Origin of the sequence: Sorangium sp. So ce1036, assembly GCF_051369805.1 — a bacterium.
Classification (GTDB): Bacteria; Myxococcota_A; Polyangia; order Polyangiales; family Polyangiaceae; genus Sorangium; species Sorangium cellulosum_F.
Genome location: NZ_JBBMOX010000002.1, coordinates 676,191 through 695,880, shown reverse-complemented (window position 1 = coordinate 695,880; position 19,690 = coordinate 676,191). Strand labels below are relative to the sequence as shown.

At 72.7% G+C, this 19,690-nt stretch carries 13 protein-coding genes and 2 pseudogenes; 7 read left to right on the top strand and 8 right to left on the bottom strand.

Annotation, left to right across the window (positions count from 1 at the left end; translation table 11 throughout):
- Positions 1 to 5: 5 nt before the first annotated feature.
- The 3 genes from ffh to WMF31_RS39585 form a co-directional block, all read right to left on the bottom strand.
- Positions 6 to 1,652: a signal recognition particle protein gene (gene ffh, locus WMF31_RS39595; RefSeq protein ID WP_436607063.1), complete on the bottom strand. Its 1,647-nt coding sequence runs from the start codon at positions 1,650 to 1,652 to the stop codon at positions 6 to 8.
- 204 nt (positions 1,653 to 1,856) lie between these two features.
- Positions 1,857 to 2,315 (bottom strand): hypothetical protein, encoded by a 459-nt coding sequence (locus tag WMF31_RS39590; protein ID WP_436607062.1) that lies wholly within the window; start codon positions 2,313 to 2,315, stop codon positions 1,857 to 1,859.
- Between the two features lie 44 nt (positions 2,316 to 2,359).
- On the bottom strand, positions 2,360 to 2,899 hold the full coding sequence (locus WMF31_RS39585; RefSeq protein WP_436607061.1) for a hypothetical protein: 540 nt from the start codon (positions 2,897 to 2,899) through the stop codon (positions 2,360 to 2,362).
- Between the two features lie 156 nt (positions 2,900 to 3,055).
- Here WMF31_RS39585 and WMF31_RS39580 point away from each other — a divergent pair, with 156 nt between their 5' ends.
- The 5 genes from WMF31_RS39580 to thiO all read left to right on the top strand — a co-directional run bounded on the left by WMF31_RS39580 (position 3,056) and on the right by thiO (position 10,016).
- Positions 3,056 to 3,766, top strand: a complete 711-nt coding sequence (locus tag WMF31_RS39580) for a hypothetical protein (RefSeq protein WP_436607060.1) — start codon at positions 3,056 to 3,058, stop codon at positions 3,764 to 3,766.
- A gap of 36 nt (positions 3,767 to 3,802) precedes the next feature.
- The gene (locus WMF31_RS39575; RefSeq protein ID WP_436607059.1) at positions 3,803 to 4,717 is read left to right on the top strand and encodes a hypothetical protein; all 915 of its coding nucleotides are present in this window, start codon (positions 3,803 to 3,805) and stop codon (positions 4,715 to 4,717) included.
- A gap of 966 nt (positions 4,718 to 5,683) precedes the next feature.
- Positions 5,684 to 7,444, top strand: a complete 1,761-nt coding sequence (locus WMF31_RS39570) for a DUF1592 domain-containing protein (protein ID WP_436607058.1) — start codon at positions 5,684 to 5,686, stop codon at positions 7,442 to 7,444.
- Entirely contained in the window at positions 7,441 to 8,802 is a 1,362-nt protein-coding gene (locus tag WMF31_RS39565; RefSeq protein WP_436607057.1) for a DUF1552 domain-containing protein, read from the top strand. The genes WMF31_RS39570 and WMF31_RS39565 overlap by 4 nt, the downstream gene beginning before the upstream one ends.
- A 104-nt stretch (positions 8,803 to 8,906) precedes the next feature.
- A complete protein-coding gene (thiO, locus tag WMF31_RS39560) occupies positions 8,907 to 10,016 on the top strand; it encodes a glycine oxidase ThiO (protein ID WP_436607056.1) in 1,110 nt (369 codons plus the stop codon).
- Between the two features lie 46 nt (positions 10,017 to 10,062).
- Here the strand turns inward: thiO and WMF31_RS39555 are convergent, their stop codons facing one another.
- The 3 genes from WMF31_RS39555 to WMF31_RS39545 form a co-directional block, all read right to left on the bottom strand.
- The gene (locus tag WMF31_RS39555) at positions 10,063 to 10,494 is read right to left on the bottom strand and encodes a (deoxy)nucleoside triphosphate pyrophosphohydrolase (RefSeq protein WP_436607055.1); all 432 of its coding nucleotides are present in this window, start codon (positions 10,492 to 10,494) and stop codon (positions 10,063 to 10,065) included.
- A gap of 352 nt (positions 10,495 to 10,846) precedes the next feature.
- Positions 10,847 to 12,052: a type II toxin-antitoxin system HipA family toxin gene (locus WMF31_RS39550; RefSeq protein ID WP_436607054.1), complete on the bottom strand. Its 1,206-nt coding sequence runs from the start codon at positions 12,050 to 12,052 to the stop codon at positions 10,847 to 10,849.
- Positions 12,053 to 12,055: 3 nt separating this feature from the next.
- Positions 12,056 to 13,579 carry a DUF262 domain-containing protein gene (locus tag WMF31_RS39545; protein ID WP_436607053.1) on the bottom strand — a complete coding sequence of 508 codons (1,524 nt, stop codon included), beginning with the start codon at positions 13,577 to 13,579 and terminating at the stop codon, positions 12,056 to 12,058.
- A 443-nt stretch (positions 13,580 to 14,022) separates the two neighbouring features.
- On the opposite strand from WMF31_RS39545, the gene purM reads away from it, so the two are divergent.
- The gene (gene purM / locus WMF31_RS39540; protein WP_436607052.1) at positions 14,023 to 15,066 is read left to right on the top strand and encodes a phosphoribosylformylglycinamidine cyclo-ligase; all 1,044 of its coding nucleotides are present in this window, start codon (positions 14,023 to 14,025) and stop codon (positions 15,064 to 15,066) included.
- 874 nt (positions 15,067 to 15,940) lie between these two features.
- Here purM and WMF31_RS39535 read toward each other — a convergent pair.
- Positions 15,941 to 16,510: pseudogene (locus WMF31_RS39535) on the bottom strand (pentapeptide repeat-containing protein); the annotation flags it as partial.
- An 896-nt stretch (positions 16,511 to 17,406) separates the two neighbouring features.
- Positions 17,407 to 18,306 (bottom strand): annotated as a pseudogene (locus WMF31_RS39530) (serine/threonine-protein kinase); the annotation flags it as partial.
- A gap of 371 nt (positions 18,307 to 18,677) precedes the next feature.
- Here WMF31_RS39530 and WMF31_RS39525 point away from each other — a divergent pair.
- Positions 18,678 to 19,559, top strand: coding sequence for a Uma2 family endonuclease (locus tag WMF31_RS39525; protein WP_436607051.1), 882 nt, complete (start codon positions 18,678 to 18,680; stop codon positions 19,557 to 19,559).
- Positions 19,560 to 19,690: the final 131 nt, after the last annotated feature.

The window sequence follows — 19,690 nt, the reverse complement described above, 5'->3', positions numbered from 1 at the left end:
GGCCGCTACTTCCGCCCCTTTTTGCGGGCGTCGCGCTCGCGCTTGCGCTGCGCCTTCTTGGCGTTGCGCTCGCTCGCGCTGAGCGTCTTCATCTTGGTCAGGTTCGGGCCCGCCGCGCCGCCCATCCCGGGCATCCCCATCCCGGGCATCCCCGGGAAGCCCATGCCGGGGAAGCCCATGCCGGGCATCCCCATCCCGGGCATGCCGGGCATCCCGGGCATGCCGGGCATCCCGGGGAAGCCGCCGCCGCCGGCCATGGCCTTCTGCATGTTCTTCATCATGGCCATCTGCTTCATGCCCGGGAGCTTGCCCATCAGGCCCATGTTCTGGCCGAGGCCGCTCATCATCTGGCGCATGAAGAGGAACTTCTGCACGAGCTCGCCCACCGCCTCGGGCTGGGTCCCCGAGCCCTTCGCGATGCGCTCCACCCGCTTCGGCTCGCGGATGAGCGCGTAGGGATCGCTCTTCTCGAGGCGGGTCATCGACTGGATGATCGCCTCGATGCGCACGAGCTCCCGGTCGTCCAGGTTGACGTCCTGCGGCAGGCCGCCCGGGAACATGCCGCCGAGGGGCAGCTTGTCCACGAGGTCCTTCAGCGACCCCATCTTCTGGATCATCCGCACCTGATCGAGGAAGTCCTCCAGGGTGAAGTCGCCCTGGAGCATCCGCGCGGCGTCGCGCTCGGCCTTCTTCTGGTCGACGACCTCCTCGAAGTCCTGCATGAGGCCGACGACGTCGCCCATGCCGAGGACGCGGCTCGCCATGCCGTCGGCGCGGAACGGCTCGAACTTGTCGGTCGTCTCGCCGACGCCGCTGAAGAGGACCGGCGCGCCCGTGACCTCCTTGATGCTGAGCGCCGCGCCGCCGCGGGCGTCGCCGTCGAGCTTCGTCAGGACGACGCCGCTGATCGACAGCCGCTCGTTGAAGCCGCGCGCCGTCTTCACCGCGTCCTGGCCGATCATCGCGTCGACGACGAGGAAGATGTTGTCCGGCGCCGTCGCGTCCTTGATCTGCGCGAGCTCCTGCATGAGCGGCTCGTCGATCGCGAGGCGGCCCGCGGTGTCGTAGATGATGACGTCGCGGCCGAGCTTCTTCGCCTCGGCCCGCGCCGCGGCGCAGATCGCGACCGGCGACTCGCCGGGGAGGTTGAACACGGGGACCTTGAGCTGCTCGCCGAGCACCTTGAGCTGCTCGACGGCCGCGGGGCGCTGCATGTCGGCCGCGACGAGCAGCGGCTTGTGCCCCTCCTTCTCGAGGTAGCGGGCGAGCTTCGCGCAGCTCGTCGTCTTTCCGGAGCCCTGGAGGCCGACCATCATGATGCCCGTGGGGCCGCTCTGGGCCCAGGCGATCTCGTCGCCCTCGTGGGTCATCATCGCCTCGAGCTCGTCGTGGCAGATCTTGATGAAGTGGTCGCTCGCCGAGACCTGGTGGACCTCGCCCGCGTGCTTCACGCGGGTCTCCAGGGTGCGGCCGACCGCCTTCTCCTTGACCCGGGCGAGGAACGCCTTGACGACGCCGATCTCGACGTCGGCCTCGAGCAGGCTCAGCCGCACCTCGCGGAGCGCGGCGTCGATGTTGCTCTCGGTGAGCTCCGTGAGCCCGGCGAGGCGGTTCCTGGCCTGACGAAAGCCCCGTGTCAGCGTGTCGAACATGGCAGGGCGGTCTTAGCACAGGGGACCGCGAGCGCGGATCCCCTGGCTCGGAGAAGCGCATCCTCCGCTGTAGGCCCGCCACGGGCCGAGCCGCGCGGCCCGGGGCGCTCGCATCCCGCGCCGGGCGCGGCCCGGGGCCGTCACATCCCGCGCCGGGCGCGGCCCGGGGCCGTCACATCCCGCGCCGGGCGCGGCCCGAGGCCGTCACATCCCGCGCCGGGCGGCGCGGCGGAGCTCCGAGAGCGCCTCGGCGCACGCCGGCATGACCTCGGCGCTCTCCTTGACCTTGGCGTCCGCCGCGGCGAGGTCGGACAGCGCCCCTGGCCCGGCGGACGCCGCAGGGGCCGCGAGCAGCGCGCGGACGCGCGCCTCGGCGGCCGTCGCGTCGAGCAGCAGGCGATAGGCCCGGGCGCACGCGTCCCTGGCGCGCTGGGCGGGCGGGGTCGAGGCGGGCTGCCGCTCGACCGCCGCGAGCAGCGCCTCGCGCGCGGCGCGCGGCTCGCTCGGGGCGTCGCGGAGCACGTCGATCGCGTGCAGGAGCGCGTCCGCCTCCCGGTCCGCGGCCGACTGGCCGCACCCGGGCGCCGCGGCGACGGGGGCGAGGGCGGCGAGCGCCGCCAGGGCGGCGAGCCGTCCGGTCCTCCTGCGTGCCGTTGCTGCCACCCCCGCGCTCCCCGCCCCGCCGGGCGTCCTCACGCCGGGCGTCCTCAGTCGGCCGCCTTCGGGGGCGGGCCGAGCTGGATGCGCTCGCCGAGGTAGGCGCCGATCAGCGTGAAGAGCACGCCGATGAGCGCCATGATCACGTACATGAAGAGCGGCATCGTCCGGACGGTCTGGCTCTGCAGGAGGTAGAAGACCGTCGGGATCGCGACGAGCAGCGAGGCGACGACCGGCTCGAGGAACGTCTTGCCGGGCGAGATCATGCCGAGGAGGGTGCCCCCGAGGAACCAGACGGGGATGGCGACGATCATCCCGTTCGACCCCTCGAAATCGAGCTGCTGCACGAGCATGGGCAGGCCGCCGATGAGCGCCGCGGTCAGCACGCTCTGCAGGACGAGGGCGATGAGGCACCAGAGGATCGAGAAGCCCTCCTGCTGGTAGCGGCGCTGGCGCTCGAAGTCGGAGCTCTGGGCGGGCCGCAGCGAGTCCATCCGGGCGCCGCACGCAATGCAGCGCCCGCTCGCCGTCACGGAGGCGTTGTTCGCGCCGCACGACGGGCAGACGATGGCGTTATCGTTCTTCGGCATCGCGCTCAGGCTAGGCAAGCCGCCGCGGGCAGGCAAGCCGCCGCGGGCGGCCCGCCCGCGCGCGGCGGCCGGAACCGCCCCGGGGCGCGGTTGTCTTGGACAGGGCGGGCGCGGCCGCAGCACCGCGGCCTTCGCTCCGGCTATACTCGGCGACACGTGCCCACCGACCCGACCTCGACCCTGGAAACCTTCCCGCACGGCGCGCGCGGCCCGCGCGGCCCCGGTCTCGGCACGACCGGGCCCGATCCGGAGCTGCTCGCGCTGCCGGCGCCGCCGAGGCAGGCGCGCACGGTGACGGTGGCGCTGATGGCGGTGACCGCGATCGCCGCGCTGGGGATGGCGCTCGCCCTGCTCGGCGAGGCGCGCTATGCGCTGTCGTCCGGCCAGCCCGTCGACGTGGGCGAGCTCGCGCCGCTGCGCCCGGGGGCGGATCTCGCGAACCGCTACGTGCGGGCCACGGGGCTGCTCGGGACGAGCGGCGCGATCCGCTACGGCCGGGCCGCGGAGGGCGACTCGTTCCGGCTCTCGCCGGTGGCCGGCAACCCGGCGCTCTGGGTCGAGATCCGGGTGCCGGAGGGGTTCGAGGGCCCGCGCTTCGTGCCGCCGAGCGCGTTCGCGGGGCGGCTCGTGCCGTTCCGGAGCGCGGGCATCCGGCACGCGCGCCTCGCGGCCGTGGTCGAGGAGCAGACGGGCGCCGGCGTGCCGGACGGCGCGTGGTTGCTCGTCGACGGCAGCTCCCCGCGCGCGTCGCGCTGGGCGGTCGCCCTCGTGGCGCTGTTCGTCGGGTTCGCGGGGTGGAACCTGTTCGGCATCGCGCGGGTGCTGCGCCGGGTGAGGGACGCGAAGGACGGAAGCGCCGGTTCTTGACGCGCTGGGCGCGGCGCACGACCTTCCCGCCCGGACATGCCCAGGGTCACCTTCGTCAACGAGCACAGGACGGTCGAGACCGAGCCGGGTCGGCTCCTCAGCGACATCGCGGCCGAGCACGGGATCGCGGTGTGCCGCGAGGCGTTCCGGGGCACGGGCATCGGCGACTACACGTGCTGGGTGAAGGGGGAGCCGGGCGCGACGTCGCCGCCGACGTTCGTCGAGCGGCTGCTCGGGGTGCGCGGTCAGCGGCGGATGGCGAACAGGACGCGCGTGCTCGGCGACGTGCAGGTCTGGACGCAGGCGGGCCCGGGCAACCGGCTGCGCGCGCCGCGCCCGATCGCGCCGCCGCCGCGGCCGTCGGCGGATCCGGACGCGCCGCGCAAGCCGATCGACGCGAGCGGGAGCGCGGCGTTCCCGTACGGCGATCCGCGCGCGGTCGGCCACGGCAAGCGCGAGCCGATCGCGGCGGGGGCGCTCGAGGCGAAGGCCGCGAAGGAGAAGAAGGCGAAGGCCGCGGCGGCGACGGCGAAGGCGCCGGAGGGCGCGGCGCCGGAGGCGGCGGCCAAGGCGCCGGACGGCGCGGCGTCGGAGGCGGCGGCCAGGGCGCCGGCGGCCAAGGCGCCGGAGGGCGCGGCCGCGGCGAAGGCGCCCAAGGCCGCCGCGAAGGCGCCCGGCGCCGCAGCGGAAGCGTCACAAGCTGCCGCGGGGGCCCCCGACGCCGCGGCGGAAGCACCACGAACCGCCGCGAGCGCGCCCGACGCCGCGACGGAAGCGCCGCGAACCGCCACGAGCGCGCCCGACGCCGCGACGGGAGCGTCGCAAGCCGCTGCGAGCGCGTCCGACGCCGCGGCGGAAGCATCACGAACCGCTGCGAGCGCGTCCGACGCCGCAGAGGCGCCCGTCCCCGCGGCGGCAGCCAAGGAGGGCGGTGGGGGGGCGTCGGCGTAGCGGTCGCGCGCTCTGGCACGACTGCGGGGAGTTGCCCCGGCTCAGCAGAAGAACCGCCATGGCGCCAACGACGCCAAGAAGAGAGGGGAAGGGTTGTCCCTCCATTTTCCCCTTCTACTTCCCTGGTTTCTTGGCGCCCTTGGCGTCATGGCGGTTCGCCTCTCGGCCCGACTTCCCGCAGCAGCGCTGGGGCACCGTTCACGTTGAACAAGCGAGAGCTCAACCGCCAAGGACGCCAAGAATTGATTCTCTCCTTGGCGCCTTGGCGGTTCGAGCTTCTGCACTTTTCAGGCGGTTTCAACCCGTTTGTCGCCCCAGGCTCTGTCTGACGAGCTGCTCGCGCAGCCCGATCCGTCGATCGAGCTCGCCCCACTCGCGCACCAGGCGCGAGATCCCGCGGCTCGTTCATGGCGGCGCTGGTACCCTGGTCGCTTCTCCGCGACGGCGTGAAACGCCCGCGCGGTAGAGCCGGTCTAGCCGGAGAACCGGTGACGCTTCTCCGCGACGGCGTGAAACGCCCCTCATCCATCTCCGCTCTTGCATTCACATTTCTCGTCCCCCTCCGCATGGCTTTTGCGTGCGGCCCCGCGGAGACTTCGTCTCTCCGGCACCACGAGCAACAGCGACGAGCCGACGAGCCCGGAGCAGCCGTCCGCCTGCGAGCCCCGACAGGCCACCAAAGCAGTTTACTCTCGGCAGCAATGTTCGGCGTGGCGCGAGGCGCCGCTGCCGTCGACACTCAAAAACGTGGCAAGAGCCGCGAAAAATGAGTGAGCGAGTGCGCCGCTGGAGCACAAAAGTGCGCGCGATCGGCCCGTAGACGTGTGCCTGACCGGACGGGCTCTGTTACCTTTCTCCTCTCGTCGCTGTTGAGTCGCAGCGTCGAGGACCCATGTCGGCGTCGACCCGTGTGGTCGGCGCCCGCACCGGCTCGTGCCTCTCGTCAGGCGCGGCGTGGAGGAGACGGTGAACCCCGAGCAACACACGCATCGCTGGCCTCTCGAGCTCCCCGGCGCGAAGCTCAGGTACGCCGCGCCGCTCTTGCTCGCGCTCGTCGCGGCGTGCAACGGCCGGATCGGCGGCCCCGGCGAGCCCACGCAACCCGGCGCGGAGGCTGGGGACCGCGGCGGCAGCGGGGACGTGCCCCGGAGCGGCCAGCCCCCGGAAGAGGTGCTGGACTCGCCCTTCTGCCAGACGCCGCAGCCCGGCCCGGCGCCGCTCCGCCGCCTCAGCAACCACGAGTATTCCAACACGCTGAAAGATCTCTTCGCCGGCGTCTCGGGCGTGGCCTCCGCCATCGACACGGCGGTCGCCACGTTCCCGCACGAGCCCGAGTCGCTCGGCTTCCGCAACAACGCGAGCTTCTTGACCGTCGGCTCGCTCGTCGCGCAGAAGTACCTCGACGCCGCCGAGCAGATCGCCGCCGTCGCGGCGCGCGCCCCGGGCCTGGTCTCCTGCGATCCGGCGGCGCTCGGCGACCTCGAGTGCGCGCGCGAGTTCATCCACACCTTCGGCGCCAGGGCGTACCGGAGGCCGCTCACCGAGGCCGAGGTCGAGCGCTACGAGGAGCGCTTCACCGCGGGCGCGGACGGGCACACCTTCGAGGACGGCATCGAGTGGGTCGTCTTCAGCATGCTCCAGTCGCCGAACGTGCTTTACCGGGTCGAGCTCGGAGAGCCGAGCGCGGGCGACGTCACCGAGCCGACGCCCTACGAGATGGCCTCGCGGCTCTCGTACCTGGTCTGGCAGTCGCTGCCGGACGAGGAGCTCACGCGCGCGGCGGCGGCGGACGAGCTCGGCACGCCGGAGCAGCTCGAGGCCCAGGTGCGGCGCATGCTGGCCGATCCCAGGGCCGAGCGCCTCTTCGAGTTCTTCGACCAGTGGCTCGACACCGACCTCCTGAGCGGCATGACGCGCGATCCGGCCGTGTATCCGGACCTCGTGCGCGATCTGCCCGCCCTGCTGCAGGAGGAGACGCGCGCGTTCGTGAAGAGCCTGTTCTCGAGCCCGGGCGGCTCGTTCGACGAGCTCCTCACCGCCGACTACAGCTTCGTGAACGGCGCGCTCGCGCAGCATTACGGCGTGAGCGGCGTGACCGGCGACGCGTTCGTCAAGGTCGACATGCCCGGCCGCGCGGGCGTGTTGACCCAGGGCATGCTGCTCGCGCGCGACAAGGCGACGCGCACCTCGATCGTCCGGCGCGGCCTCAAGGTGCGCACCGACCTGCTGTGCCAGCTCGTGCCCGCTCCCCCCAACGACGTTCAGCTCGATCTCGAGGGCCTGGGAGAGGGGCTGTCGCAGCGCGAGCGCCTCGAGCTCCACCGCACCGAGCCGAGCTGCGCGGGGTGCCACACGCTGATGGATCCCATCGGCGTGGTGTTCGAGTCGTTCGACGCCGCGGGCCGCTTCCGCGCCGTGGACGAGGACGGCAGGCCGGTCGACACCTCGAGCGACATCACGGCCACGCTCGACATCAACGGCCCCCTGGCGAGCGCCGCCGAGCTGGGCCAGCGCCTCGCGCAGAGCGAGGAGGCGCGCGCCTGCTACGTGCTGCAGAACTTCCGCTTCTTCTTCGGTCGCGACACGACCGGCGCCGACCGCTGCTCGATGGCGGCGCTCTCGACCGCGTTCAAGGAGAGCGGCTACAGCCTGTCCGAGCTCGTGGTCGCGCTCGCGCAGACCGACGCCTTCCGCTACCGCCCCGTGATCAACCCGGAGACCCCATGAGACCGCTGAGCCGCCGAACCTTCCTGCGTGGCGCATCCGGTGTCGCGCTCGCGCTCCCGTTCCTCGATGCGATGCGCTCGAGCCGCGCGCGCGCCCAGACGGCGCCCTCCCCGCGCCGCATCATGTTCGTGTTCCAGGCGAACGGCGACCAGACGGCGAAGCGCTTCAGCGCCGCCGGGGAGACGAGCTTTCAGCTCGGCGAGTTCCTCGCCCCGCTCGAGCCTTACCGCGAGGATCTCGTCTTCCTCAACAAGCTGCACAAGCGCTTCCATAATCTGCCGGAGGACGAGCGGGCCGACAACCACCAGCAGGGCGGCAGCTCGCTCGCGCCGTGGAAGTCCGGCACCGGGTCGTTCCCGATCGGCGGCGCCGAGACCACCATCGGTTACGTGGAAGGGCCGAGCGCCGATTACGTGATCGGCGGCCGCGTGCTGGAAGCCGAGGAAGGCGTCGCGCACCGGCACCTCGTGTTCCGCATCGGGCAGAAGTACAACAACATCTGGAACACGCACGCCCACGCGGGCCCCGTGGGCGAGCAGAACCCGATCCCGCCGGAGACCGATCCGTACGAGGCCTACGCCCGCATCTTCAGCTTCGCGTCCGACGGGGCCGCGCAGCAAGAGGTGCTGAGGCGCCTGGCGAAGCGGCAGTCGGCCATCGATCTGGTGCGCGAGGAGGGCAACACCCTCCTCACCAAGCTCGGCGCCGAGGACCGCGCCAAGGTCCAGCAGCACCTCGAGGCGCTCCGCGACGTCGAGCGCGCGCTCCAGGCCCCCAGCGACGCGGCCGCGTGCGTGCCGACCCCGCTCGGCGAGCGGCTCGACCCCTACAAGGACGAGAACCACGTGATCATGGGCGAGCTGTTCTTCAAGATCAGCGCCCTGGCGTTCGCCTGCGATCTGACGCGCGTGGTGAACTTCAACTGGAGCGGCAACACCAGCAACCGCGTCTACTCGAACCTCGGCCTCAGCGAGGGTCACCACGACATCTCGCACAACAGCGACGACGCCGCGTTCGCCGACATACGCAAGATCCACAAGCACCTCTGGCAGCAGAACACCAAGCTCTACGAGATCTTGAAGAGCACGAGCGACGGCGACGGCACGCTCTGGGACCACACGCTCGTCGTGCACTGGAACGAGCTCGGGCAGGGCGACACCCACAGCATCAACGACAGCCTGGTCGTCTTCGCGGGCAAGGCGCACGACCACTTCCGGCGCGGGCGGCTGCTCGACTTCGACAACAAACGCTCCTTCGCCGACATGCTCGTGAGCTGCTTTCACTACATGGGCTTCGAGGACGTCACGAGCTTCGGCGAGGACGTGCTGAACACCGGGGGCGCCCTGCCGCTCACCTGAGCAGGCGCCCGGACGGCGGCGGCGCGAGCGTCGCGGCGCGTCGCGGGCGGCGCGCTCCAGGTTGGGCGGCTGCTCCCGGCGCCCGGCGTGCTATGCACGCGGCGATGAGCGATGTCGTCGTGATCGGGGCCGGCGTGGCCGGGTGCGCATCGGCGCTCTCGCTCGCCCGGCGCGGGCTCTCCGTTCGCGTCCTCGAGCGCAGCCCGGGCGAGGGCGCTTCCTGGGCCGCGGCCGGCATCCTCGGCCCGCAGCTCGAGGCCGCGGGCGATGGCCCCATGGCGCGGCTCTGCCTGGCCAGCCGCGCCCTCTACCCGGAGCTCGTCGCGTCGCTCGCCGAGGCGACCGGGGTCGACGTGGGCTACCGGCGGTGCGGCGCGCTCCGCGTGGCGCTCACCGCGCCTGGCCGCGAGGAGATCGCGCGCGAGATCGCCTGGCAAAAGGCCGCCGGCCTCGCGATGGAGCTCTGCGACGGCGACGCGGCGCGGGCGCGCGCGCCGGCGCTCTGCGCCGAGGTCACCGGCGGCGCGTGGTTCGCGGACGAGGCGCGCATCGATCCGCCGTCGCTGCTGCGCGCGCTGCGCATCGCGGCCGAGCGCGCCGGCGTGCAGTTCCGCGCCGGCGCGGCGGTCCGGCGCGTCCTGGTCGAGCGGGCGCGGGCGGTCGGGGCGCTGCTCGAGGACGGGACCCGGGTCGAGGCGCGCTGGACGGTGCTCGCGGCGGGGAGCTGGTCGTCGCTCATCGAGGCGTCGGGGCTCGCGCCGCAGGCCGTGCGGCCGGTGCGCGGGCAGATCGTCGAGCTCACGCCGGCGTCGCCGGTGCTGTCGCAGATCGTCTTCGGCCCCGGCTGCTACCTGTCGCCGCGGGATGACGGGCGTGTGCTCGTGGGCGCGACCATGGAGTTCGCCGGGTACGTGCCCGCGGTGACGTCGCGGGCCGTGCGCGATCTGCTGACCGCGGCGCTCCGGCTCGTGCCCGCGCTCGGGGAGGCGCCCCTCGGCAGGACGTGGGCCGGGCTCCGGCCGCACCCGCGCGACGAGCTGCCGATCCTCGGCGAGGGGGAGATCGCGAACCTGGTGTTCGCGACAGGGCACTTCCGCAACGGCGTCCTGCTCGCCCCGGTGACCGGGAAGATCGTGGCGGCGCTGATCACGGGGGAGGAGCCGCCGCTGGATCTGGCGCCGTTCTCGGCCCGGCGGCCCGGCCTCGCCGCCTGAGCGGGGCGGCGGGCGCGGAGCGGCGCTGACCGCGACGGCGGCAGCCTCAGGAGCTCGCCGAGAGCCGCGCGCGCACCTTGGCGAGCACCGCGACGTCGGCGGGCGGGAAGAGCTCGTCCCGGAGATCGGGCGCCTCGGCCCAGCGCACGGCGGCGACGTCGAGCGCGGTGGGCGCGGGCGAGCCCTCGGCGAGGGAGGCGGCGTAGAAGAGGAGCAGCACCGGCCGCTTCGGGTAGCGGTGGTACGTCACCTCCACGATGTCGCCGACCTCGGCCTCGACGCCGATCTCCTCGCGCAGCTCGCGGACGAGGGCGTCCCGCGGGTCCTCCTCGGCCTCGACCTTCCCGCCCGGAAACTCCCAGGCGCCCTCGAGGTGAGCGCCCGCCTTGCGCTGCGTGAGCAGGACACGGCCGCGCTCGATGATGACGGCGGCGGCGACGAGGAGGAGAGGAGGAGCGGGCTCGGGTGTGACAGACATGGACGCGTAGGATGTCGACAGCGGTGCAGAAGACAAGGGGACAAGCGCCGTGAGCGCGGCTGCGATGGTCGGCGTCACGCTGGAGGTCCGGAGCGGACCGCGCGGTCGGACCGACACACCAGCAGGTCGATGGCTTTACGGCGAGGCATGCCACTTTACCATCATTTCGAGTCGAACATCTCCGGCGCGACAAAGCCTCGCCGCGCTCCGCGCTGGCGGAGCGTCGTGTGCCGCCCTGACCGCCCCGACCCCGGCCAAGGTCACGCGACGTGCGGACGCCGCTGTCGGTATGCGCCTCCTCGGTGCGCGCGCATGCCGCGTCAGCTCGCGTCTTCCGTGATGTCTGCGCCGATCAGATCGAGCACATCGCCAGGTGCTTCTCCAGTGTCTCGCGTGCGCGAGGAGCGATGGGCAACGATCCGCGCAGCCTGGCCCAGGTCTCTCGCGCGCGCGACGCCGTCTCGGTCACGAGCGCGCCCGTGCGCTCCGGCGACGCGTCGATCTTTTCGGCCAGCGTCTCGAAGTGGGATCGGGCAATGCTGGAGAAGTCCTTCTCGCCGGAGAGGCGCAAGGCGAGACGCTGGTCGAGGCCCGACCCATAGGCCAGCGTGGAGACGAGATCATAGGCGGGGGAGAGGCGCGCACGGCGGCCGTCGGGATAGACCAGCGACCAGTTCTTCAGGTGAGCGTCGGCGTTGCCGCTCAGCACGACGAACACGAGGCGGCGTACCAGCTCCTCGAAATCGGGCTCGCCGCACACGGTTCGCACGATGTTCGCGATCGTCGCATAGTTGTGGCCCCTGTACTTGTCCCGCGGACGCACGTTCAGGACCTGGGCGAAGTCCTCTTGATGAATGCGGGCTCCCTGTTCATCCCGATCGAATCGCCGGATCGCGAGCGCCAGCGCCTCGTCGAAGCGCAGCTCATCCGGCAATCCCTGGACGTCCGTGACCTGTACGAGCCTGAACTCCGGCACCCGGACACCGATCTCCTGTGCCCACGCGAGCATTGAGTACTCGTTCTCTGGAACGCGAGAATACCGCGTATCCGGCAGCTTGACGATCCAGCGTCCGCCCTGGCCCGTGACGGGGAGGGTGAAGCGACTCCCCTGCTGAAGCACCGAGAACTTGAGCTGCATCCCGGCCAGAGAGAAGCGCAGCGCGTCCTCCCCGGGGGGAGACGGGGGGGCAAGCTCGTCGCGTTCGGCGTCTGGCGCCGCCGAGTCTTCGGCCCGGACGACGATGGCGCCGGGAAGATCGCCGCCGAGCGCGGCCAGGAGTGGCAGCTCCTGCTGCTCCTTCACGCCGGCCTTGCGAGCCAGCAGCGCGCGAAGCGCGCTCTCCTCCTCCGGCAGGTAGTTCTGGAAGAACGGAGGCAACCGGCCGCTCTGTCCAGTGTACTCCAGCGGGGGGACCAGGTGATCCTCGAACCACCGACCGAGCACGGGACGGTCGGGGAGCGCCATGTAGCCCTCATCGAGGCGGAACGCGATACGCCCGTCCCGATACCGCTCGAGCACGCCCACCGGCACCTCGCGAAGCAGAACACGCAGCAGCATGCCTCAATCCTCGCTCACGATCATGGAAGCCAGGGACGGGCTGTCGTCGGCGCTCCACTCGCCCTGCCGCTGGAAGTAGCGCTCGACGGTCTTCTGCAACGCTGCCTCCCGCAGCGCGAGGAACCGCGCGGCGTCGCCATCACGCAAGGCCGCCTGCGCCTCGGTCGAGATGGCATGCGAGGCGAGCGTCCGAGCGTCGCTCGTCGCCGTGATGGCCTGGATCAGGCCTCGCATCGGGAGCCGCGGGTGCAGGATGCGGTTCGCCAGGCCTGAGGCGCGGTCATCCTCGGCGAGCTTGCCGCGTAGCACGGTGGGTACCTTCTCCTCGCCGGGCGCGGACAGGAGCGCCGGCAGATCGAGCAGCTCCCCGGTCACCAGATCCCGAGGCCCCAGCGACGCCAGGGCGCAGCACTGGAGCTTGCTGCGCGCCCTGGCGAAGTGAAAGCTGTGGAGGAGCGTGACGTCCTCGGCCGGCGCCGTCCCTGCGAGCGCCAGCAGCCGCTGGACCGAGCCCTCCTCATCGTCCTTCCGGATGCAGGCGAGGTGCTGCCTCATCCCCACGGTGGCTCCGGTCAGGCGGGCGCCGAGCGCCCCCCGCCATAACCAGCGACGCAGCAGCAACCGGCTGCGATCACGAGGCGCCGGGAACTCGTGAAAAAACTTCGACAGCACCACGACGGGCAAGGTGTAGGGCAAGAGCTCCACGTGCGCGAAGCCGGCGTCACGACGGAGAAAGACGATCGTCTCCCGCAGGGCGGCCTCGGTGGCCCGGAGAGCCCCGGGCACCTCGTCGCGATCCAGCGCGTCGGTGAAGTCGCGATCGAGCGGGAGCCCCTTCACCGCCAGCAGGGCGTTGAGCACGTCGCCTTCTGGCAGCGGACCGAATCCCATCTCGGAGGCCCTCTGCGCGACGTGGCGCAGGTCAGAAGGCTGATGCTGGCTGAGCGCCCCGAAGAGCGCGTCGAAGACCTCGTGCGCCTCGAGCGGGCGACCCGAGCGGTTCGTGCGGTGGAAGATGGTCCTCAGCACCTGCTCGTCCCTCGTCTCGACGATGTAACAGGGCATCTGATATTCCCGGATCCGCTTGCCGACGTCGAGCACGAGGGCGCGCTGCGCCGGGTCGAGCGCGGGATGAGCGAACAACCACTCGAGGAGCTGCGCGGAGTCGAGCACGACGGCCAGCGGCAGCCTGGGGGAGGGCCTCTCCGCCTCGGTCTCTTCGCGCCCCTCCGCATCGGCCTCTCCAGGGACCTTCGTGTAGACGAACTTCACGCCTCCGAGATCGAAATGGATGGCGCGCGCGCCGGATACGGGGTGCCCGAGCAGGGTCTCGGCGAGCGTCGTGATGCGCTGTTGCCCGTCGACGACCCACAGAGCATCGGAGCGCGCGGGCGCATCGAGGCTCAGCTTCCCCAGCGAGAGCCGCGCCGCAGGCGCTTCACGCTGCCAGAAGAGCAGCGTCCCGACGGGATAACCCCGGTAGATGCTATCAAATAAATCAAGGCGGTCCGAGTCTTCCCACCTCAACCCGCGCTGGAAAGGAGGGATGCGAATCTTCCCTTCTCGAACCCTGGGGAGAAGCTCGTCAATCTGAAAAGCCCTGGCCTCAGGACGGCGATCCAGCTGCGGCGGTGGCTGGGCGGAACGGCGCGTGGCCATGTTGCGCCGAGTATATCCCGCCCAGACTCGCCCGTCAGTCGCCGGGCGGGCGCGCACAACCGCTCTGGCCGCCCCTACCGCCGATGCGCCGACCCGGACAGCATCGCCGCCGCACACGCGCGCTCCGCCCCGGCGCCAGGCAGCCCAGCGTCCTCGCCGCGCCGCGCCGGGGCGGAGCGCGCCGGCCTCCCCGGCGACCGCCGAGCCCCCGGGAGCGAGCCGGCCCTGCCGGCGGCCCCGGGGCCTCGCCGGGAGCGCGCCCGCCGCCCTCCCGCTTCCCTTTGCCGCCGAGGTATGGGATGGCGCCTGCCATGAGCGTCACGTACCGGGAAGCGGGGGTCGATATCGATGCAGGGGACGCGCTCGTCGAGCGCATCAAGCGGCTCGCGAAGCCGACGCGCACCCCCGAGGTGCTGGCCGACGTGGGCGGGTTCGCCGGGCTGTGCGCGCTGCCGGGCGGGCTGTCCGAGCCGGTGCTCGTCAGCGGCACGGACGGCGTGGGCACCAAGCTGAAGGTCGCGTTCGCCACCGGCGTGCACGACACGGTCGGCATCGACCTCGTCGCCATGTGCGTGAACGACGTGCTGACGGTCGGCGCGCGGCCGCTCTTCTTCCTCGACTACTTCGCGACCGGCAAGCTCGACGTCGACGTGGGCGAGGCGGTGGTCCGCGGGATCGCCGAGGGGTGCAAGCAGGCCGGCTGCGCGCTCCTCGGCGGCGAGACGGCCGAGCTGCCCGGCATGTACGCCGACGGCGAGTACGACCTCGCCGGCTTCGCCGTGGGCGTCGTCGAGCGCTCGCGCATCCTCGACGGCAAGCGCGTCTCGCCCGGCGACGCGGTGATCGGCGTGGCGTCGAGCGGGCTGCACTCGAACGGCTACTCGCTCGCGCGGCGGGTGCTCGAGAAGGAGATGGGGCTCCGGATGGGCGACCGGCTCGACGAGCTCGGCCGGACCGTGGGCGAGGCGCTGCTCACGCCGACCCGGATCTACGCGCGCGCCATCACGGCGCTGCTCGCCGCGTGCGGGGAGGCGGTCCGGGGGCTGTCGCACATCACGGGCGGCGGGCTGCCGGGGAACCTCCCGCGCGTGCTGCCGGACGGGCTGGGCGCGCGGCTCGACCTCGGCTCCTACGAGCGGCCCGCGGTGTTCCAGGTGCTCCAGCGCGGAGGGCCGGTGGACGAGGCCGAGATGCGGCGCACGTTCAACCTCGGGGTCGGGCTCGTCGCCGTCGTGGAGAAGGGCGCGGCGGACCGGGCCATCGAGGCGCTCGCCGGGAGCGGGGAGCGGGCGTGGGTGCTCGGCGAGGTGATCTCGGTCGGCGACGTGCCGTTCGAGGAGCGCGTGCGGTTCTAGAGGGGGCGGTCACCCGCCCTGGAGCCGGGCCCTCAGCTTCTTGATCGCCTCGTCGATCGCCCTGTTCTTCTTGTAACAGGGCCTCACCGCCGTCTCGAGCACCACCAGGGTGCGCGCGTCGCCCTCGGAGACGGCGCGCTCGAGGAACGGGAGCTTCTCGCCGCAGGTGGCGTCGCGCAGCTCGAACGAGATCCGGACCGCAGGGGTTCCGCGCGCCGCGACCTCCGGGTCACGGAGCAGCTTGGCGGCGCGCGTGGCGGGCGTGGAGCGGCCGCGGGTCTCGACCAGCTCGTAGAGGACGTCGATGCCCGCCGCGCCGAAGCGGCGCGCGAGCGCGTCGAAGATCCTGTCGGCGTGCTCCTCGCCCGTCCTCGCGATGGCGATGGCCACGTTGCGCACCGCGATCGCGAGCGGGCGCTCGCGGAGCGCCGTCGGATCGCGCTCGCCGAGCAGGTGGATCGCCTCGGCGGCCTTCACCCACTGGCGCGCCCTGACCGCGTCGAGCAGCGCCTTCCGGGTCGCCTCGTCGGGCGGTGGCTCGGCCGGCACCTCGGGCGCGGCGGCGTCGGGCGCGGCGGGCGCGGCCTCGGGCGCGGGGGCGGTGGACGCGGGCGTCTCCACGGCTGCGGCCGGGTCGACCGGGGCGGGCCCCGACGCAGCGGGCGCGCTCGCGGGGGGCCGCCCCGGGCCGAGCTGGGGGTCGAGCTCCGCCGGGGCTCGCCCGCCGCTGGCGAGCGCTGCGATCACGCCCGCCGCGATCAGGCCGACGCCAAGGAACGGAACGACCCGGCTCAGGCGAGCGCCCCAATCGTCGCGGCGTCGCCGCGAGGCTCGCGCTTCCCTGGCCGCCTGCTTTCGCCTGGCCTTCTCTTCCTCACGCTCCCGGGCGGCGCGCTCTGCCTCGGCCGCCTCCAGCTCCCGCAGCAGCGTCGGGGCAAACGCGGGCCGTGAGCCGCTCAGCGGCTCGGAGACCGGCGCCGAGGCGGGCGCGCTGTCCTCCTCGGGTGGCTCCTCCGGCGAGGCCGCGGGCGATAGCTCCTGCGGCGACGGCAGCCGCTCCGACGGCGGCCGCTCCGACGGCGGCGCCGGCGACGGCGCCTGGGCGGAGGCTGGCGCGTCCACGGACGGCAGCGATGGCGCGCTGGACGAGGGCACTTCCGTGGACCGCGCGGACTCTCCCGTCGATCGCGAGGGCTCCTCCGGCGGCGGGGGCGTGGTGACGGCCAGCGCCGTGGGCGGCGAGACAGGCGCGTTCGACGCCGGCTCTGTCGAAGCTCGCTCCTTCGACGTCGGCTCGCTCGAAGCTCGCTCCTTCGACGTCGGCTCGCTCGAGGCTCGCTCCTTCGACGCCGGCTCGCTCGAAGTTCGCGCCTCCGACGCCGGCTCGCTCGAAGCTCGCTCCTTCGACGTCGGCTCGCTCGAAGTTCGCTCCTTCGACGCCGGCTCGCTCGAAGTTCGCGCCTCCGACGCCGGCTCGCTCGAAGTTCGCGCCTCCGACGCCGGCTCGCTCGTGGCCCGCTCCTTCGACGCCGGCTCGTCCGGGCCTCGCTCGGTCGACGCCGGCGCCTGCGAGGCAGACTTCCTCGACGCGGGCTCCTCCGACGGCGGCGAGGACACCCGCGGCGGGGAGGCAGCGGCTTCGGCAGAGACATCACCGGCGGCCTCCCGCGCAAAGACGACCTGGGCGAAGAGCGCCGCACCGCCCACCGTGGTCGGGCGGGAGTCGCGCGTCAGCTCGGCGACGAGGGTCGGCGTGTTGCGCACCGGCGTCGGCCGCGAGTGGCTGTCCACGCCCTCGTCATCGTCCTCGTCGGCCCCCGCCGGCGCCGCTCGCCGCGCGCTGTCCGCGCTGTTCCCCGGTACCTCGTTCGACTCGCGCCCCGCGCCCTCGCTCCCCGCGCCCTCGCTCCCCGCGCTCGCCGGCGCCTGCGCGCTCGCCGGCGCCTGCGCGCTCGCGCCGCCCTCCGCGATCTCGCCGGTCGCCTGCCCGGCGACCGCGCCCCGCTCGTCCGCGAGCGCATCGACCTCGTTCAGCGAGACCAGGCACGATTCGCCGAGAAGGATCGCCGACGAGCTGCCCGTGGCCGCCCCCGGCTCGCGCGGCGCGGTCCCCGCCCCCGGCTCGCGCGGCGCTGCCCCGGGCCCCCCCTCGCGTGCGGACGCGCTCGGCAGCGGCGGTGGCCGGCCGCTCGGCGGGCGCGCCGGATCCGCCAGCGCGGGCACCGACGCCATCTCCGCCCGCGACGACATCTCCGCCCTCGGCTCCTGCGTCACGATCCCCGACGCGGCGCACGCCGCGTCGAGCGCCGCGAAAAGCTCCGCCGCGCTCTCGTAGCGGGCGCGCGGCTGCTTCTCGAGCAGCCGCCGCACGACCGCCTCGATGGCCGGCGGGACCACGACGCCCGGAGCGTGCTCCGCGATCGCCGGCACGGGCGCGCTGCGCTGCTGGTTGAAGAGCGCGACCGGATCCGTCGCCAGGAACGGGTGCTTGCCGGCCAGCATCTCGTAGAAGATCAGGCCGAGCGCGTAGAGATCCGCGCGCTGGTCGACGAAATCCATCCCGAGCGCCGACTCGGGGGCGAGGTACGCGATGGTCCCGAAGATCACCCCGGCGGTGGTGAGGCGGGCCGGGAGCGACGCCGGCCCGGACGGCTCGGCGTCCGGCGTGGCGACGGATCGGCGCAGCTGGTCGACGCTCACCTTCGCGAGGCCGAAGTCGATGAGCTTCACGAGGTCGCCGTGCGACTCGACCACCATCACGTTGCGCGGCTTCAGGTCGCGGTGGACGATGTCCATCGCGTGGGTCGCGTCGAGCGCGGCCGCGAGCTGCCGCGCGATGTGGACCGCGCGCGCGGCGGGCATCGGGCCGCGCCGGATGATCTCGTGGAGCGTCGTCCCGCGGACGTACTCCAGGACCAGGAAGAACGAGCCGTCCTCGTCCTCGCCGAAGTCGGTCGCGGTCGCGACGTTCCGGTGCTGGATGTGCGCGCCGGCGATCGCCTCGCGCTCGAACCGCTGCACGAGCTCGGGGAGCCGCTCGGTGTCGGGGTGCAGGATCTTGATCGCGACGCGCTTGTGCATGTGCACGTGCTCGCCGCGGTAGACCGCGCCCATGCCGCCCATGGCGACGACCTCGTCGATGCGGTAGCGCTTCGAGATGACCCGCCCGATGTAAGACGCCGCCCGGCGCTTGGCGGCCGCTTCGGCGGTCAGGGGCGGCTCGGGCGGACGGTCGGACATCGTGGCGGCGCCACCCTACCCTGAGCGGGGCGGTATGGGTACTACCCGCGGCGTGGGGACGCCCCGAGGGCCCCGGCCGGAGGGGGTCCGTGCGCGGGGCGTGGGGGCGCCCCACGCGCGGCAGGGCCCGATGAAGGCGTTCGGCCCGCCCTGCGTGATGGCGACCGAGCGCCCCACGCGCGAAGGGGCCCGGTGGGCAGAAGAGGTTGGGTGAGCACAGCGGCTGATCTTTGCGAACGATCAGACCTCTTCTCACGTATGTCGCAGACCGCTTTGCCTCGAGAAAGCCGGCGCCTCGAGCGCAGCGTCGTCCCAGAAAGAAGGGGTCAGCGGGCCTCGCGGGGACCTCTTGGGCCGAGTACACTGTGGCCATGACCCAGGCGTTCAGCTCGCTCCCGTACCATGTCGATCCCGCGGATCCTCGCGCGCCCAGCGTCGATCAGTGGCGCCGCATGACCCCCGAGGAGCAGGCGCGCGTGGTGGACATGCTCCCCTCCGAGCTGCCGATCGAGCTCTGGCCGCCGGAGGGCGATGTGCACCGCAAGGCGAAGGAGAGCCCCGTGCAGGCGCTCTCCGCGTTTTTCCAGCGCACGGGGCGGAAGGTGTACATTTCCTCCGAGCTCCCCGTGTATTACCCGGGCGAGCGCGTCATCGCGCCCGACGTGCTGGCCGTCATGGACGTGGAGCCGCACGAGCGCAGCAGATGGGTTGTTCAGCGCGAGGGCAAGGGGCTCGACCTCGTGATCGAGGTGCATGTTGCGGGCGATGCGCACAAGGATCACGTCGAGCGGGTCGAGCGCTATGCCCGGCTGGGGATCCTGGAATACTTCGTCTTCGATCGCGCAAGGTTGCGGCTGCACGGATACCGGTTGCCCGAAGGAGCACGGCAATATCAACCGATCTTGCCGCAGCGCGGGCGCTACCCCTCCCACGTGCTCGGCCTGGAGCTGAGCGTGGAGGGCGACAAGCTCCGCGCCTTCGCCGGCACGGCGGCGCTGCCCGATGCCGGGGAGATGATCGCCCAGCTCGAATCGTCGGTGAACGAGGTCGTCGCGCACAAGGAGGAGGCCGAGCGCCGCGCGGACGCCGAAGCCGAGCGCGCCGCCGAGCTCGAGCGGAAGCTCGTCCTCGAGGCCGAGCGCGCCCAGCAGGAGGCCGAGCGCGCCCAGCAGGAGGCCGAGCGCGCGAGCGCGCTGGAACGTCGCCTCGCCCAGATCGAGGCCGAGCTCGCGCGCCTGAAGCAAGGCCGCTGACAGGGCCTGCGGGCCACGTCGGAAGCAAGGCCGCTGACAGGGCCTGCGGGCCACCTGGGCCGGCCGGTGGAGCAGCCCGCGGGGGGCTCACCGGAGGGGCTGGAGTGCAGGCGAGCCACAAAAGGGGCTCG

Bases quoted from the DNA above. Each gene is read 5' to 3' on its own strand.
- WMF31_RS39575 (WP_436607059.1), top strand. From the start codon at position 3,803: ATGCCCAGGGTCACCTTCGTCAACGAGCACAGGACGGTCGAGACCGAG.
- WMF31_RS39525 (WP_436607051.1), top strand. From the start codon at position 18,678: ATGACCCAGGCGTTCAGCTCGCTCCCGTACCATGTCGATCCCGCGGAT.
- purM (WP_436607052.1), top strand. From the start codon at position 14,023: ATGAGCGTCACGTACCGGGAAGCGGGGGTCGATATCGATGCAGGGGAC.
- WMF31_RS39565 (WP_436607057.1), top strand. From the start codon at position 7,441: ATGAGACCGCTGAGCCGCCGAACCTTCCTGCGTGGCGCATCCGGTGTC.
- WMF31_RS39585 (WP_436607061.1), bottom strand. From the start codon at position 2,899: ATGCCGAAGAACGATAACGCCATCGTCTGCCCGTCGTGCGGCGCGAAC.
- WMF31_RS39555 (WP_436607055.1), bottom strand. From the start codon at position 10,494: ATGTCTGTCACACCCGAGCCCGCTCCTCCTCTCCTCCTCGTCGCCGCC.
- WMF31_RS39550 (WP_436607054.1), bottom strand. From the start codon at position 12,052: ATGCTGCTGCGTGTTCTGCTTCGCGAGGTGCCGGTGGGCGTGCTCGAG.
- thiO (WP_436607056.1), top strand. From the start codon at position 8,907: ATGAGCGATGTCGTCGTGATCGGGGCCGGCGTGGCCGGGTGCGCATCG.
- ffh (WP_436607063.1), bottom strand. From the start codon at position 1,652: ATGTTCGACACGCTGACACGGGGCTTTCGTCAGGCCAGGAACCGCCTC.